The following is a 13,194-nucleotide window of genomic DNA, read 5'->3' as shown; positions in this document are numbered from 1 at the left end:
TTCAGGGGTTCAGGGGTTCAGGGGTTCAGGTTGACGATCGTGTTCTTCCCTCCGGTATCGACCTGCCGTGTTCCCACGCGCCCGATCGCGGCGGTCGACCCGAGATTGAGGCACGAATCGAAACTGTTCCGGTAGACGTACATCGGACCGAAGTTTCCGACCCACCGGGCGCCGTCGCCGGCCTCGGCGTAGTAGCACATGAACCGGTTTTCCGTGTTGAGTACGTGTGCCATCTGACCAGGCGCGATGTTCCACCAGCCGCGTGTTCCCCAATTGCCATGCTGGCCACAAGTTCCGGGGCTGTAGAACATCACCGCCACCGATACCGTGGCGGGATAGTTGTTGCGAAAGCGGATTTCCATCGTCGATCACCCTTCCGGTGAGTGCTGGCGGATCAGGTCGGCGACGGATGCCGTGGGGATGTCACCTTCGCTGCGAGGCGCGAGTGTGTGCGCGCCCTCCTCGGACGGGTCTCCTGCGGCACCGGTCGAGTCGTCGAAACCGACACTCTGGTCGACTTCCGTGCCGGCGAACACGGGGGCGCCGAAAGCGGCGGTGGGTTCCGGTTCGCGAGAAGAACTTCGGGAATCCGTCATGGTTCCTCCTCGTAGGGGCTGTGCGGAATCCCAGTCTGTGTCGCCCGGTGTCGGGGGTCACGAGTAGCGCGCTACCTGTCTGTGCGGGACTCGGCCCGTCGGTGCCCACGGCGGTGCCCTGGGGCATGCGTAGTCGGTCGGGGCGAGTTCACATCACCCTGATTCTGGTGATGGCGTCCCCGGAGCAAATGCGGAATCCTCGCGGAAGACCCCGCGCGACAGGAACCTGCCCGTGACCGAACCACTGGACCCGAGTACCGACGTTCTCGTCATCGGCGGTGGACCCGCCGGGACGGGGGCAGCGCTGCGTGCGCGCCGGGCTGGGGGCCGATGTGGAGCTCGTCGACAAGGGGTACTGCGGAGCCAGCGGTACGACCGCGCCGTCCGGCACGGGTGTCCGGTACGTCGCGCCCGGACGGTCCGCGCGGGAGCAGGCCAAGGCGAGCCGCGAAGCGCTCGGCGGCTATCTGGCCGATCATCGCTGGATGGATCGGGTACTCGATCAGACGTACGGATCCTCGACCACTCGCCGGCGCTGGAGCTCGTCGATGGCGACGGGGAGGTGCGCGTCGCCGCGGGATACCAGCGCCGGATCGACCGCGACCATTGCCGCCGCGTCTGCCCGCAGAGGTGCTCGGCGGGCAGACGTGATCGATCTGCATCGCGAACTCGGTGTGGCACAGGCGAGCGTCCTCAGCGCACGGCGAGATGACGATTCCGATCGAGTCCCGGCGTAGTTCCGAGGCGTTGACGGAGTGTCGCTGCCCGATCGGGTTCGGCGGCCGGGTCGCGGAAGATCCCGCGCCGGCGCAGCAGCGGAACGAGATCGCGTCGTATCCGCTCGAAGCTCGACCCGCCCAGCAGGATGAACCCGTCCGCGGCGCGCTCGTCGATCCATTCCTCGATCGTCGCGGCCGCGGACTCCGCAGTGCCCACGATCTGGAAGTGGCCGAACGATGTCGCGTATCGGAGCATGAGATCACGGAGGTTCACGTACTCACCGGACTCGACCCATGTCCGATAGATGAGCGCCCGGCTCACCCGGCGGCCGCGACGCTCGATGTCGTCCAGCGTCGGGAAGCGTTCGAGGGGAACAGGATCGTCGAACCCGAGGTCGGAGAGGTCGAGTTCCGGGATCTCGTAGCGGATCGCCTCCCGCGCCCGCGCAAGATCGAGATCGGTCAGCTCGGCGCGATACGCGGCCTGTGCATCTTCGACGGTGTCCCCCAGATGGATCCGGATTCCGGGAAGTACCGCCAGATCGTCCGGCTGCCGCCCGCTCGCCACCATCGCGGACTTCAGCTTCTCGTAGTACCGCTGTCCCGAAGGCAGGTCGGGACTCGCGACGAAAACGACCTCGGCCGATTCGGCGGCGAACTCGATTCCCAACTCTGACGCACCCGCCTGTGCAATCACCGGGAACCTCTGCGGTGACGGTGGTAGGTCGAGCGCCTGCCGAACACGGAAGTTCTCACCCTTCCACTCGCTGTCACGGACCCTGTCGGTGTCGACGTACACTTCGGTGTCCCGGTCCGACACGATCGCATCGGGATCCCACGACGTCCACAGCGCCATGGTCACATCGAGAAACTCTCGTGCCCGCCGGTAGCGGTCCGCGGGAGTGGGTAGGGCACTGTATCCGTAGTTGGACTCGCCGTTGAACGACGTCACGACGTTCCAGCCGGCGCGGCCGGCCGACAGTCGATCAAGCGAATTGAGTTCTCTGGCCACGGTGTACGGTTCGCTGAACTGGGTGGACAGCGTGATGACGAGACCGATCCTGTCGGTATGCGCGGCGAGGAACGCGGCCAGGGTCAGTGGCTCGAACGAGCGTGGACCGTTGTGCCTGATCTGATTCCGGTTCAAACCCGCGAAGTCGGCCGCGAAGACTGCATCGAATCCGAGTTCCTCCAGTTCGCGCGCGAACTCGGCTTTCGACCGATGGTTGCCGTCCGGTCCGGCATACCCGGAATCGGCATTCCATCGTGGGAACCGATCCGTGAAGTGGAACTCGGAGGACACGAAGAATATCGACGGTTTCGGGTGGGGCACACATACCTCGCTCGGCCGGGAGTCTCGCCGCGTAGTGGGAGAGTCGTTTGCGGGGTCATCATCCGCTGCTCATGCACCGCTTGAAAGTGTTTCCCTCCCGCCGGAGGTAATCCAGACAGGTCGGTCATCCGGGGTATGCCGGGGGAATTGCTGTTGAAATCAATTCGAGCGGAAGGGTTCTGGAACCTGTTTGGAGAGCCATAGCCTGAATCCGCTTTGGCGCCGCGAATCTGGACGGAGAACACAATGAGCGCAGCTGCACGGCGAATCGAACCGGATCGGGCAGGACGCACACCGATCGTCGGATTGGCAGTCGACTCGGTGTTTGCCACGGATCTGCTCGATCACCGAACCCGCGGCACTGCAGCGGAGTTCGGGCGGGCGGTCGAGGAGGCCGGAGTCGACTTCCTCGTGTTCGGCCGAGACCGGCTGTCTGCCTCCCATCCGGACACGCCCACTCTCGACCCGACCGTCGCCGCCGTCGTACTGGCTCGACACACCACGGATGTCGGGATCGTGGTGGCCGCCGCCGTGGGGCGTGAACATCCGTACAACGTCGCCCGGCGGCTCGCTTCCGTGGATCACGGTTCGCGGGGTCGGGTGGGCTGGCTGGTGGGGACCGTCGACCGAACCGAACCGCATGCCGATGCGGTCTGGGTCGACGCCGACCCGCTCGACGCCACAGCAGACGCCGTCACCGTCGTTCGCTCGTTGTGGGGCAGCTGGCCGGCCACCAGCATTGTGCGAGACCGAAGCCGGGGTGTGTTCGTGGACTCCGGCCGTATTGTCCATATCGACCACGACGGGGTCTATCGAGTGGCGGGACCGCTCAACGTCCCCGAGCCCCCGCAGGTCCGGCCTCCGGTGTTCTGGTCACCTCGCGACGAAGGGGAAGAACAGGTGGCCGGCCGCGTCGCCGACGTGGTTGTAGTCGCCGATGCGGAGGCGGCCGCCCGCTATCGTGCGTCGTTGGGCTCCGTGGTGCGGAGCCAAGTTCTGCTCGCCGACGTGACCTGGGCAGAGGGTCGCGAGCCCGTCGACGCCTCGCTCACGGACGGGGTACTCGTGCACGGGGGCACATCCGACACATGGTCACGTGTTATTGATGCCGTCGCACGTCCGCCGCAGCCAGACAGACGTCGGGTCACGCTGCGAGAGCGGCTGGGGCTCGCCGTCCCCGAACCGGAGACGGTCGGTGTCCGCCTCGCCTTCCCGGTCGCTTGACAACCCACTACGACAGGAGAAAGTCATGACAGCCGTTGTTTCCGTGAGCCTTCCGGCCGAGACGGTTCGCCCTCCGGCGCCCGGATCGCCCGAGCTGGCCTCTGTGATCGAGGAAATCCGTGCGGATGCCGTGGCGCGGCGTGCCGCAGGAGGGACAGAAGGTCCGCACCGTGCAGCCGCATTGCTCCGGAAGCATCGGCTCGGCGCCGTCCGCGTGCCCCGTGAACAGGGCGGCGGCGGCTACAGCCTGCAGCAGCTGTTCGATCTCGTCGTCGATCTTGCCGAGGCAGATCCGGACGTTCCGCACATCGTGCGCGTCCACTACGGATTCGTGGAGGAGGTCCTCCGGCAGCCGCGGACGGATCGCAAGTCGGCATGGTTGCCCGAGATCCTCGACGGAAAGCTGTTCGGTGGCGCGTCGTCCGAACTGGGCAGCCGTCCTGTCGGCACCTACAAGTACGACTCCACCCTCGTGCCCGATGGGGACGGGTACCGGCTCGACGGCGTCAAGTTCTACAGCACCGGATCCCTCTACTCCGACTACATCCGGGTTTCGGCGAAGCTGCCCGGCGGCAAGTTGCTCAGTGCGATCGTCCCGGTCGATCGCACTGGGATCGAGCACAAGGACGACTGGGACGGGATCGGCCAGCGGCATACCGGCAGCGGAACGACCGTCTTCGAGAACGTGTGGGTCGCTGTGAACGAGACCCTGCCGTTCCGGGGCGAGGACCTTCCGGTCCGTCCCCGTCAGGCCTTGCCGCAGCTGTTCCTCCACGCGATCACCGCGGGCATACTGCGGGCAGTGACCTCCGACGCGTCGGAACTCGTGCGGTCCCGCAAACGCAGCTTCGTCTTCGCCACCACCGAGGAACCTCGCCACGACCCGCAGTTGCTGGAGGTCATCGGTACCCTGTCGGCCACCGCGTATGCCGCGGAGGCGCTGGTCCGCGCGGCGGCAGGGGCCCAGGACGTTGCCGCCGACGCGGCCCGCACGGCCGGTGTCGACGCCGATCTCGAGCGCGCCGCCGCAGTGGCGGCGGCGAAGGTGAAGGTTGCGATCGAGGAAGTGGCGCTGCGCGCCGCGGGCCGACTGTTCGAGGTGGGTGGGGCGTCGGCCACCCGGCAATCCGCGCACCTCGACCGGCACTGGCGCAATCTGCGAACCCTCTTCTCGCACAACCCGACAACGTACAAGGCGCGCGTTCTCGGTGACCTCGTCGTCAACGACACACCGCTGCCCGACACCGGATTCTTCTGATCCGCGGAACCGAAACGGAGATTGGCATGAGCAGCTCGCAACGACGCGTGATCCTGAACGTGAATGTGCTCGACGTGGGCATTGCCCCCGGAGCCTGGATGCTCGACGACGTGCATGCGCGATCGTTCGTCGATCTCGATCACTACGTGAAGGTTGCCCGTATCGCCGAGCGCGGAACACTGGACGCGTTCTTCCTCGCGGACAGTCCGGGCTTCTGGGAGAGCCCCAGCATCAAGCCGTCTCGGGCGCTCGAGCCGACGGTGGTCCTCGCGGCGGTCGCGGCGGAAACGGAGCACATCGGGCTGATCGGCACCGCTTCCACTACCTTCAACGACCCGTACGATCTTGCCGAGCGGTTTCTCTCTCTCGATCATGTCAGCGGCGGGCGTGTGGCCTGGAACGTAGTCACGACGTACTCCCCGAGTGTGGCAGCGAACTTCGGGCTCGACCGGATCCCGGGCCGCGATGACCGTTACCGCCGAGCGGAGGAGTTCGTGTCGCTGATGGACGCGTTGTGGGACAGTGCAGGCACCGGTCGTCCGGTCTCGCACCACGGCGAGTTCTTCGACGTCGAGGCGCAGTTGCGAGTACTCCCGTCGGCCCAGGGCCACCCGCCTCTGATCCAGGCAGGCGGATCTCCTGCGGGGCGGGATCTGGCTGGACGCACCGCACACGGAGTGTTCTCGGCGGAACTGACACTGGATGCGGCTCGCCGGCACTATCGGCACGTCAAGGACGTCGCCCGTGCATCCGGCCGAAATCCCGATGATGTGAAGATCCTGCCTGGGCTGATCACCGTCATCGGATCGACCGAGCAGGAGGCCATCGACCGTCACGAGGCGTTGCGTGCGCACGTGCCTGCACGCTTCGGGTGGGAACGCCTGGGACTGACCCTCGGGGTGTGTCTCGACGAACTCGACCTCGACCGGCCGCTACCCTCGTCTCTGCTGGACGGGCCACCGGACCCGAACAACTACGCCGGCTCCCTGGGCTTCCGCGAATCGGTTGTCGGCTTGGCTCGGGAGCGCGATCTGACGGTGGCACAGCTGCTTCGGGAGTTGAACGGCGGTGGCGGTCATCGTGCGGTGATCGGCACGCCGGAACAGGTCGCCGACACTATCGAGCATTGGTTCGAGACCGCGGCAGCCGACGGTTTCAACCTCATGCCCGATGCCCTTCCGTCAGGATTGGAAGACTTCGTCGACCAGGTCGTGCCGATCCTGCGCCGACGCGGCTTGTTCCGTGACGAGTACACGGAATCCACGCTCCGGGACAGGTTCCGTGCATCCGCGCCGGCACTCGAATCGGTGCCCTAGTGGGCGAACGGATTTCGGGTCGCCCCCACACCGCCGGTGGGCCAGCCCCATCACACCGCTGATCCTAGGACGAACAAACGATGAGGTCGCAATGACTGACAGCAATCACCATCCCGCGCACGACGCCGCGGTGCAGGAATCGTTCCGCTTGCTCGACTACAGCGGGGTCAATCTGATCACCCCGGTCGAAGACGTCGACCACGATGTCGCCATTGTCGGGGGCGGCCAGAGCGGTGTGGCAATCGCTCATGCGCTGCGCCGATCCGGCATCACGAACATCACCGTGGTCGACGAGGCTGTCGACGAGTCGGCGCTCGCGTGGCGGTCTCGGGCCCGAATGCGCACCCTGCGCACGCCGAAGACCATCTCCGGGCCGGAGCTCGGCAACGCCACGCTCACCTTCCGCGCCTGGTACGAAGGCGTTCACGGTGCCGGTACGTTCGAGTCGATCGACAAGATCGCGACACCGGACTGGGCGGACTATCTCACCTGGTACCGGCAGCAGGTCGGGGTCGAGGTCCGCCGAGGAATCCGCGTGACGGACATCGAACCCCTCGGAACCGGCCGGTTGCGTCTGCATCTCGCCGCGGCGGGCAGGACCTGGACCGAAGATGCCCGCAAGATCGTTCTCGCGACCGGTGTTTCGGGCACCGGCACTCCGAACATCCCGGCGGTTCTGTCGGCGCTGCCGAGACACTTGTACGCCCACACCGCGGATCCGATCGATTTCGCTTCGCTGCAGGGTAGATCCGTTGCGGTCCTGGGCGCTGCCTCGTCCGCGTTCGATGCGGCCGCGACGGCACTGGAAGCGAACGCTGCGGAGGTCCACGTCTACACACGGCGCCCGGAACCGGTCGTCGCGCCGGAAGCCGGAGCGCGCCCGAACCCGTTGGTACAGGACATGTTCCCACTGCTCGATGACGGTGAGCGCTGGCGCCAGCGGTGGCACTCGTCGGCGCGAGGGGCCAACGTCCCCTCGGAGTCCGTCGCACGCGCGGCGGCATTCGCGAACTACCATCTCCATGTTGCTGCCGATTGGAAATCGGTCGTGGAGCGGAACGGGCAGGTCGTCGTCGACAGCGCGGACGGAATCCGTGCCTTCGACTTCGTAATCGCCGGGACCGGATATCAGCAGGATCCCGACACCCGAGCGGAATTGGCGTCGATTGCGGAGCACATTGCGCTCTGGTCCGATGTGTATACCCCGCCCGAGGACCTCACGTCGGACCTGCTCGGATCCGCACCGTACCTCGGCCAGGGATACGAATTCACCGAGAAAGTTCCGGGAGCTGCGCCGTGGCTCGCGAACATCCACGTGTTCAGCATCGGCGCCAGCACCAGTTTCGGACTTCCTGTGGGTGATGTGCCGAGCCTGCGTACCGGCGTTCCCCGTCTGGTGGGAGCGATCGCACGGGACTTGGTCCTGGCTGATCTGGACCGGGCGCGCTCGGTGCCGGCCGGGGCCGGACGGTGAGCGGCATGGTGCATCGGTCGATGTGGAGTCTTGTGGCCGGGACGGTGCTTGCAGGCGCGGCGTCGACGGTCCTGGCGGTACCTGCCACGGCGCATGTTCGGGTCGACAGCGGTGGGGAGTTGTCGAAGGGCGGTTACGGACTGGTGCGGCTCGTCGTTCCCACCGAGTCCGACACGGCGTCCACAGTCGGAGTGACCGTGACGATCCCCGAAGGAGTCGATCTGACCTCCGCCCGGACCCTCCCGATTCCGGGATGGACGGCAACGGTCGAACGTGAACAGTCCGGCGACGGGCAGCGGGTGTCACGAATCATCTGGCAGGCGGCGGATCCCGCCCAGGGTGTGAAGACCGGGGAGTTCGGTGTGTTCACCCTGTCTGCGGGACCGTGGCCAGAGGACGTCGATTCCGTGCCCTTGCCCAGCGATCAGACCTACAGCGACGGATCGGCGGTGTCCTGGAACGAAGTGGTCGTCAACGATGGGATCGATCCCGAGTATCCGGCTCCCGTCGTGACGCTGGTCGACGGAAGTGGGCACGGTGACGGACACGGGGCGACGACAACGGGTTCGCCATCGGCAGTTGCTGCATCCGATTCGGGCAGTGACGACCATGCGGCCGCAACCGCGTCCGGGAGTGCATCCGCCGAGTGGTTGTGGCAGACCGCCGCGGCGCTCGCACTGGTGCTTTCGATCGCCTCGACTGCCGCGGTGATCGTTCTCCTGCGGCGAGGTCATGTCGCAGAGTCGTAGCGGCTTGTCGACGGATCAGCCCTGGGGTGACACCCGAATCCATGGACCCCGGGGTGTTGTCACCAGGATCGTTGTGGTCATGGGGATCCTGGCGGTCGTCGCGTCGGCGGCCGTGTGGGGAGCTCCTGCTGCCTCGGCCCATGCCACCATCGTTTCGACAACGCCCGCGGACGGATCTCACGCCGATGTCGCACCGAGGGTTGTGTCGTTCGATCTGAGCGAGCCGGTCACACTGGTCGACGGCTCGGTTCAGCTGATCGACAGCGAGGGAACGCGGCACGCGTGGGCGGGCAACCGAGTCGAGGGCGGCGGCCATCGGATCGTCGTCGTCATCGATGGAGAACTCCCCGGCGGCGCGTATCTCGCGACCGCGCAGGTGATTTCGGCGGATACCCATGTGGTGTCACTGTCGAGCAGATTCACGGTCGGCTCCGTCACCCGGATCGGCGACGGGCTCGAAGCCGGTGCATCGACGCCCGGAGCCGAGCGGTACCTGCGGTACCCGAGCAAGGCCGCGGTGTACCTCGGTGTGATCCTGTCTGCGGGACTGCTGATCGCCGGCCGGTGGGTCTGGCCCGAAGCACTGAGCGGTCGCCGCTTCCGCATCGTCTACCGTGCTGGGGCGGCGCTGGTGATTGTCGGACTGCTGGGCCGGTTCATCGTGCAGGTAGCGCAGCAGGCGGGCGGCCTCGCCGGTGTATCGGGGTCGGCCGTCGGGGCGGTGCTGGGCAGCCGACTGGGCATTGCGGTCGTTGTTGCAGTGGCGCTGAGCACCGTCGCGTTCGCGTTTCCGCCAGGTACGCGCCCGGCAGCGGGGATCGTCGGGTATCTGCAGGCCGTTTCGGCGATCGTCGCGGTCACGCTCGGCGGTCACGGGGGATCGACGGAGACATGGCCGCTTTCGTTCGCCGGGACCGCGATCCACCTGTACGCCGCGGCGGTGTGGCTCGGCGGGGTGTCCTTCCTGATTGTGGTTCTGCCGAAGATCACCCGGCTCGATCGTTGGCATCGGGTCGCAGGGGCTCATGTGCTCCTCGTCATTGCCGCCGGGGCGATCCTCGCGATGATCCAGGTTCGCCCGATCCAAGCGCTGGTCACCACGGTCTACGGCGTGGTGCTGCTCGGCAAGATCGCGCTGGTCGTCTCGGTTGTGGCGGCCGGGTACCTGACCTACCGCAGGTATCCCGACCGCAGAATCTCCGGGCACGACGAGGGCGGAGACGCCACGGTGTGCAGACCCGGCGTACTGATTGTGGAGGCGGGTCTTGCGGTCGCGGTCCTGGCGGCCACGTCGGTGTTGTCGTCGGTCACGCCGGCCGAGGACAGCTACACGACCGATGTGCGGACCGAACTCGCCTTCGGCGCGTCCGAGATCCTGGAGGTGGAGATCGACTCGATTCGTCGTGGTCCGCAGTCACTCACCGTTCGATTCGCGATCCCGGCAGGCTACGACCCGAGTGCGGAGCTTCCGGGTGTCGAGGTCAACTTGTCGTCGGTCGAGGCGAATGTGACACGGATGGTCGTCGACCTCACGCGGACAGGTGCCGATGATGACCAGATCACTTGGGAAAGTGATGGATTGATCGTTCCGGCAGTGGGGGAGTGGACGGTCACGGTTCGCTTCGAGAGCCGCGGTGGTCCCAAGCTGGCGTCGTTCGACTACACGGTGCTGTAGCCGCAGGCGAGCCTTCGCGTCACCTGCTCTCCGCAGATGCCACAGGAATGTTCGTTCCGCGAAATTCGGATTCCAGGAACTGCGCTGTCCGGGGGCTCTCCAGCGCGTGCGCCAATTCGAGCACACGATGGTCACCGGCCAAACGGGAAGGGGCGACGAGCACGTGCGCGTACGGATTGTCCGGCCCCGGCTCGATCGCGAGTGCATCCTTTGCCGGCTCAAGTCCGATCGTCTCCGCATCCCTCGGGTTGAGGACCACCGCGTCGTAGTTCTCGTAGATCGACCGGAGATAGTTGTCGTAGCTGAGGCCCACCAGCGACAGATGACGCTGCGAATCGAGAACGTTCGCCTGCGAGATTGTCAGATCGGCCCTAGAGGTACCGCCGAACGGGCGATCGAGCGTCACAAGATCCGCGCTCTGCAGCAGATAGAGGCCCCGTGCGAAACCCGTTGGAGACGAGGGTAGTACGACTTGCGATCCGTGTGGCAGGTCCGATCCGGTGACGCTGTCCTCCACCAGCCCGGAGTTCACCTGATCCTCGGTATCCGCGATGCCCGTCCACCTCGACGAGTAGAGGGCATACGGTACGACATTGGCCTTGGAGACAACGTTCAGATTGTCGTAGGAGTGCTCCGCGACGTCGGCGTCGAACGCGGGAATATGCTGGAAATAGGCGAGATCGCCCTCCCCGGAGGCGATCTTCGCGTTGGAATTGTCGGTGGCCTCGACGAGTTCGACGTCGATCGAGTCCGGCAGCAGGTTCTCGACGACGTACTCCAGGATCTTCCGGTCGTCCCCGACGCCGACGTGGACGACGAGCGTGTCGTCGCCCGACGACTCGGACTCGTAGTTCACCTCGGTGCCCGAACTGCAACCGGCAAGCGCGATCGCGGTTGCGAGAACGAACGCGAGGGGCGCGCGGACGCTCCTACCTCTGGTCGTGTTGTTGCCGTCGGTCCACTTCATCTGACTGCTGCTCCACTCTTGTGCAATAGAGAACCGGATGGCACGAACCGGCACCCGGTCACTCTCCGTCGAGTTCCCGGGTGCCGGCTCACTGTGAACTGTGCCGTTCCCGAGCGGTATCGGCACGGATCCGAGGTTCCGTCACTTGTTCGTCAACCCGCGTTGCCACGCGGTCACGCGCCATTCGACAGCGGTCATCACTGCGTTGGTGAGGATTCCGATCAGGCCCAGTGTCAATATGCCGGCATACATCTGAGGGGTCTGGTACCGCAGTGCGGCGTTGTTGATGTAGATGCCGAGTCCCTGAGCGCCGCCCACGAGTTCCGCCGCAACGAGTGCGGTGAACGTGTTCGACGCCGCGAGTCGGATACCCGGGAAGATGGACGGGATCGCTGCCGGAAGGACGACACGAGTGAAGATGTATACCCGTCCTGCCCCGAGGGTGCGTGCCGCATTCAGCAGGATCCGCTCCACACCGCCGACCGCGCCGACCGTTGTGATGAAGATCGGCCAGAAGCAGGCCCACACCACGATGGCGACCTTCGATTCCTCACCGATTCCCAAGAACACCACGAACACTGGCAGCAATGCGAGCAGTGAGAGGTTGCGGAAGAAGAGCAGAACCGGTTCCGCGAGCTTCTGGAAGAGCGGGACGGAACCGACAACGACACCGAGTGCAATACCCACGACGAGCGCGATGGCGAAGCCGATCAGCCCGCGTTGAACACTCGGCCAGATCTCCGACCGGAGCGTGCCGTCCACGAGGCCCTCGACGAACGCCTTGGCGGTGTCCTGCGGCGTGGCGAGGTACAGGTCGCTGACGAATCCGGACGCGACCACGTACCACCAGACGACCAGGAACGCGGCCAGGCCGATGGCGCCGTAGGCGAGCCGGTCGTATTTGTCGAACCACCGGGGCGATTTCAGGGGCTCGAGGTCGTCCTCGTCCGGCCGGCCCTGCCCGCGTGTCGGTTCTTCAGTGAGCGTTGCCAAGGTTCACCTCCTCCTCGAGGATCCGTGCCACCCGCGACCGAATGTGCACGAAGTCTTCCGAGCTCCGTACAGTGCTGTCGCGGGGCCGCGGCAGATCGACGTCGAAGATCGTCTTCACTTTGCCGGGGGCTTTGGTCATGACTGCGATCCGATCGGAGAGGAAGATGGCTTCGTCGATCGAGTGGGTGACGAACAGGATCGTCTTCTTCGTCTGTCCGGCTTCCCAGATGCGGAGAAGCTCGGCCTGGAGGAACTCGCGGGTCTGTGCGTCCAGTGCCGCGAACGGTTCGTCGAAGACGAGGATCTCCGGCTCGTAGGCGAGCACACGGGCGATGGCGACGCGCTGACGCATACCGCCCGAGAGCTGATGAGGCAGCCGATTTGCGGAGTGCTCGAGACCCACCGTCTTCAGTACCTCGGCTGCGCGCTCGCGACGTTCGGCTTTGGGGATGCCGCGAACCTCGAGGCCGACCTCGACGTTCTTCTGCGCAGTGAGCCAGGGGAACAGAGCGTATCCCTGGAATACGACTCCGACGTTCTTGTTGACCCCGGAGACACGCTTGCCGTCGACGAGTACAGCACCGCCGTTGTATGTCTCGAGGCCGGCGAGGATGTTCAGGAATGTGGACTTGCCGCAACCGCTGGGACCGAGAAGCGAGAGGAACTCACCCTTCTCGATCCGGAGGTCGAAGCCGTCGAGGACCGCGGTGGGCTCCTTTCTCGATCCGGGCTTCGGATAGAGCTTGGTGACTCGTTTCGCCTCGATCTGCCATTCCGGGGCGGTGGCCTCTGCAGCGATCGGCTGCGTGTGCTGTTCGGGCTGCTCGATTAGCAGTTGACTCATGTCGATCGACTTTCGTGTGAGGAATGCGGGGGGTTGCCAGGTCTTC

General features: G+C 65.7%; 12 protein-coding genes and 1 pseudogene. 7 read left to right on the top strand and 6 right to left on the bottom strand.

Annotated elements, in window-relative coordinates; all coding sequences use genetic code 11:
- Positions 1-17: 17 nt before the first annotated feature.
- A complete protein-coding gene (locus RZ1_RS14640) occupies positions 18-362 on the bottom strand; it encodes a DUF1036 domain-containing protein (protein ID WP_072812911.1) in 345 nt (114 codons plus the stop codon).
- 6 nt (positions 363-368) lie between these two features.
- Positions 369-596: a hypothetical protein gene (locus RZ1_RS30045; RefSeq protein WP_139281845.1), complete on the bottom strand. Its 228-nt coding sequence runs from the start codon at positions 594-596 to the stop codon at positions 369-371.
- Between the two features lie 232 nt (positions 597-828).
- Here RZ1_RS30045 and RZ1_RS31360 point away from each other — a divergent pair.
- Positions 829-1,203: pseudogene (locus tag RZ1_RS31360) on the top strand (FAD-dependent oxidoreductase); the annotation flags it as partial.
- Positions 1,204-1,289: 86 nt separating this feature from the next.
- Here the strand turns inward: RZ1_RS31360 and RZ1_RS14635 are convergent.
- A complete protein-coding gene (locus tag RZ1_RS14635) occupies positions 1,290-2,618 on the bottom strand; it encodes an NtaA/DmoA family FMN-dependent monooxygenase (protein WP_238071663.1) in 1,329 nt (442 codons plus the stop codon).
- A gap of 276 nt (positions 2,619-2,894) precedes the next feature.
- Between RZ1_RS14635 and RZ1_RS14630 the strand changes: the two genes are divergently transcribed.
- From RZ1_RS14630 to RZ1_RS14605, 6 genes are all read left to right on the top strand, one after another.
- On the top strand, positions 2,895-3,872 hold the full coding sequence (locus RZ1_RS14630; RefSeq protein ID WP_072812907.1) for an LLM class flavin-dependent oxidoreductase: 978 nt from the start codon (positions 2,895-2,897) through the stop codon (positions 3,870-3,872).
- Positions 3,873-3,897: 25 nt separating this feature from the next.
- Positions 3,898-5,130, top strand: coding sequence for an acyl-CoA dehydrogenase family protein (locus RZ1_RS14625; protein WP_072812906.1), 1,233 nt, complete (start codon positions 3,898-3,900; stop codon positions 5,128-5,130).
- Between the two features lie 26 nt (positions 5,131-5,156).
- A complete protein-coding gene (locus tag RZ1_RS14620) occupies positions 5,157-6,446 on the top strand; it encodes an LLM class flavin-dependent oxidoreductase (protein WP_072812905.1) in 1,290 nt (429 codons plus the stop codon).
- Positions 6,447-6,537: 91 nt separating this feature from the next.
- Positions 6,538-7,920 carry an NAD(P)-binding domain-containing protein gene (locus RZ1_RS14615; protein WP_072812903.1) on the top strand — a complete coding sequence of 461 codons (1,383 nt, stop codon included), beginning with the start codon at positions 6,538-6,540 and terminating at the stop codon, positions 7,918-7,920.
- Positions 7,921-7,925: 5 nt separating this feature from the next.
- On the top strand, positions 7,926-8,669 hold the full coding sequence (locus RZ1_RS14610; protein WP_072813003.1) for a YcnI family copper-binding membrane protein: 744 nt from the start codon (positions 7,926-7,928) through the stop codon (positions 8,667-8,669).
- A gap of 79 nt (positions 8,670-8,748) precedes the next feature.
- Entirely contained in the window at positions 8,749-10,344 is a 1,596-nt protein-coding gene (locus tag RZ1_RS14605; RefSeq protein WP_072812901.1) for a copper resistance CopC/CopD family protein, read from the top strand.
- Positions 10,345-10,363: 19 nt separating this feature from the next.
- Here the strand turns inward: RZ1_RS14605 and RZ1_RS14600 are convergent, their stop codons facing one another.
- From RZ1_RS14600 to RZ1_RS14590, 3 genes are all read right to left on the bottom strand, one after another.
- Positions 10,364-11,311 (bottom strand): MetQ/NlpA family ABC transporter substrate-binding protein, encoded by a 948-nt coding sequence (locus tag RZ1_RS14600; protein ID WP_083583703.1) that lies wholly within the window; start codon positions 11,309-11,311, stop codon positions 10,364-10,366.
- A gap of 141 nt (positions 11,312-11,452) precedes the next feature.
- The gene (locus RZ1_RS14595) at positions 11,453-12,304 is read right to left on the bottom strand and encodes an ABC transporter permease (RefSeq protein ID WP_238071664.1); all 852 of its coding nucleotides are present in this window, start codon (positions 12,302-12,304) and stop codon (positions 11,453-11,455) included.
- Positions 12,288-13,148 carry an ABC transporter ATP-binding protein gene (locus tag RZ1_RS14590; RefSeq protein ID WP_083583702.1) on the bottom strand — a complete coding sequence of 287 codons (861 nt, stop codon included), beginning with the start codon at positions 13,146-13,148 and terminating at the stop codon, positions 12,288-12,290. The genes RZ1_RS14595 and RZ1_RS14590 overlap by 17 nt, the downstream gene beginning before the upstream one ends.
- Positions 13,149-13,194 lie beyond the last annotated feature (46 nt).

This window comes from Rhodococcus zopfii NBRC 100606 = JCM 9919, from assembly GCF_001895025.1.
Classification (GTDB): domain Bacteria; phylum Actinomycetota; class Actinomycetes; order Mycobacteriales; family Mycobacteriaceae; genus Rhodococcus; species Rhodococcus zopfii.
This window is presented reverse-complemented; position numbering and strand designations above follow the sequence as displayed.

Coding starts and splice junctions, on each gene's coding strand:
- RZ1_RS14615 (WP_072812903.1), top strand. CDS start 6,538: ATGACTGACAGCAATCACCATCCCGCGCACGACGCCGCGGTGCAGGAA.
- RZ1_RS14620 (WP_072812905.1), top strand. CDS start 5,157: ATGAGCAGCTCGCAACGACGCGTGATCCTGAACGTGAATGTGCTCGAC.
- RZ1_RS14600 (WP_083583703.1), bottom strand. CDS start 11,311: ATGAAGTGGACCGACGGCAACAACACGACCAGAGGTAGGAGCGTCCGC.
- RZ1_RS14630 (WP_072812907.1), top strand. CDS start 2,895: ATGAGCGCAGCTGCACGGCGAATCGAACCGGATCGGGCAGGACGCACA.
- RZ1_RS14605 (WP_072812901.1), top strand. CDS start 8,749: ATGGGGATCCTGGCGGTCGTCGCGTCGGCGGCCGTGTGGGGAGCTCCT.
- RZ1_RS14625 (WP_072812906.1), top strand. CDS start 3,898: ATGACAGCCGTTGTTTCCGTGAGCCTTCCGGCCGAGACGGTTCGCCCT.
- RZ1_RS14610 (WP_072813003.1), top strand. CDS start 7,926: ATGGTGCATCGGTCGATGTGGAGTCTTGTGGCCGGGACGGTGCTTGCA.
- RZ1_RS14590 (WP_083583702.1), bottom strand. CDS start 13,148: ATGAGTCAACTGCTAATCGAGCAGCCCGAACAGCACACGCAGCCGATC.
- RZ1_RS14640 (WP_072812911.1), bottom strand. CDS start 362: ATGGAAATCCGCTTTCGCAACAACTATCCCGCCACGGTATCGGTGGCG.
- RZ1_RS30045 (WP_139281845.1), bottom strand. CDS start 596: ATGACGGATTCCCGAAGTTCTTCTCGCGAACCGGAACCCACCGCCGCT.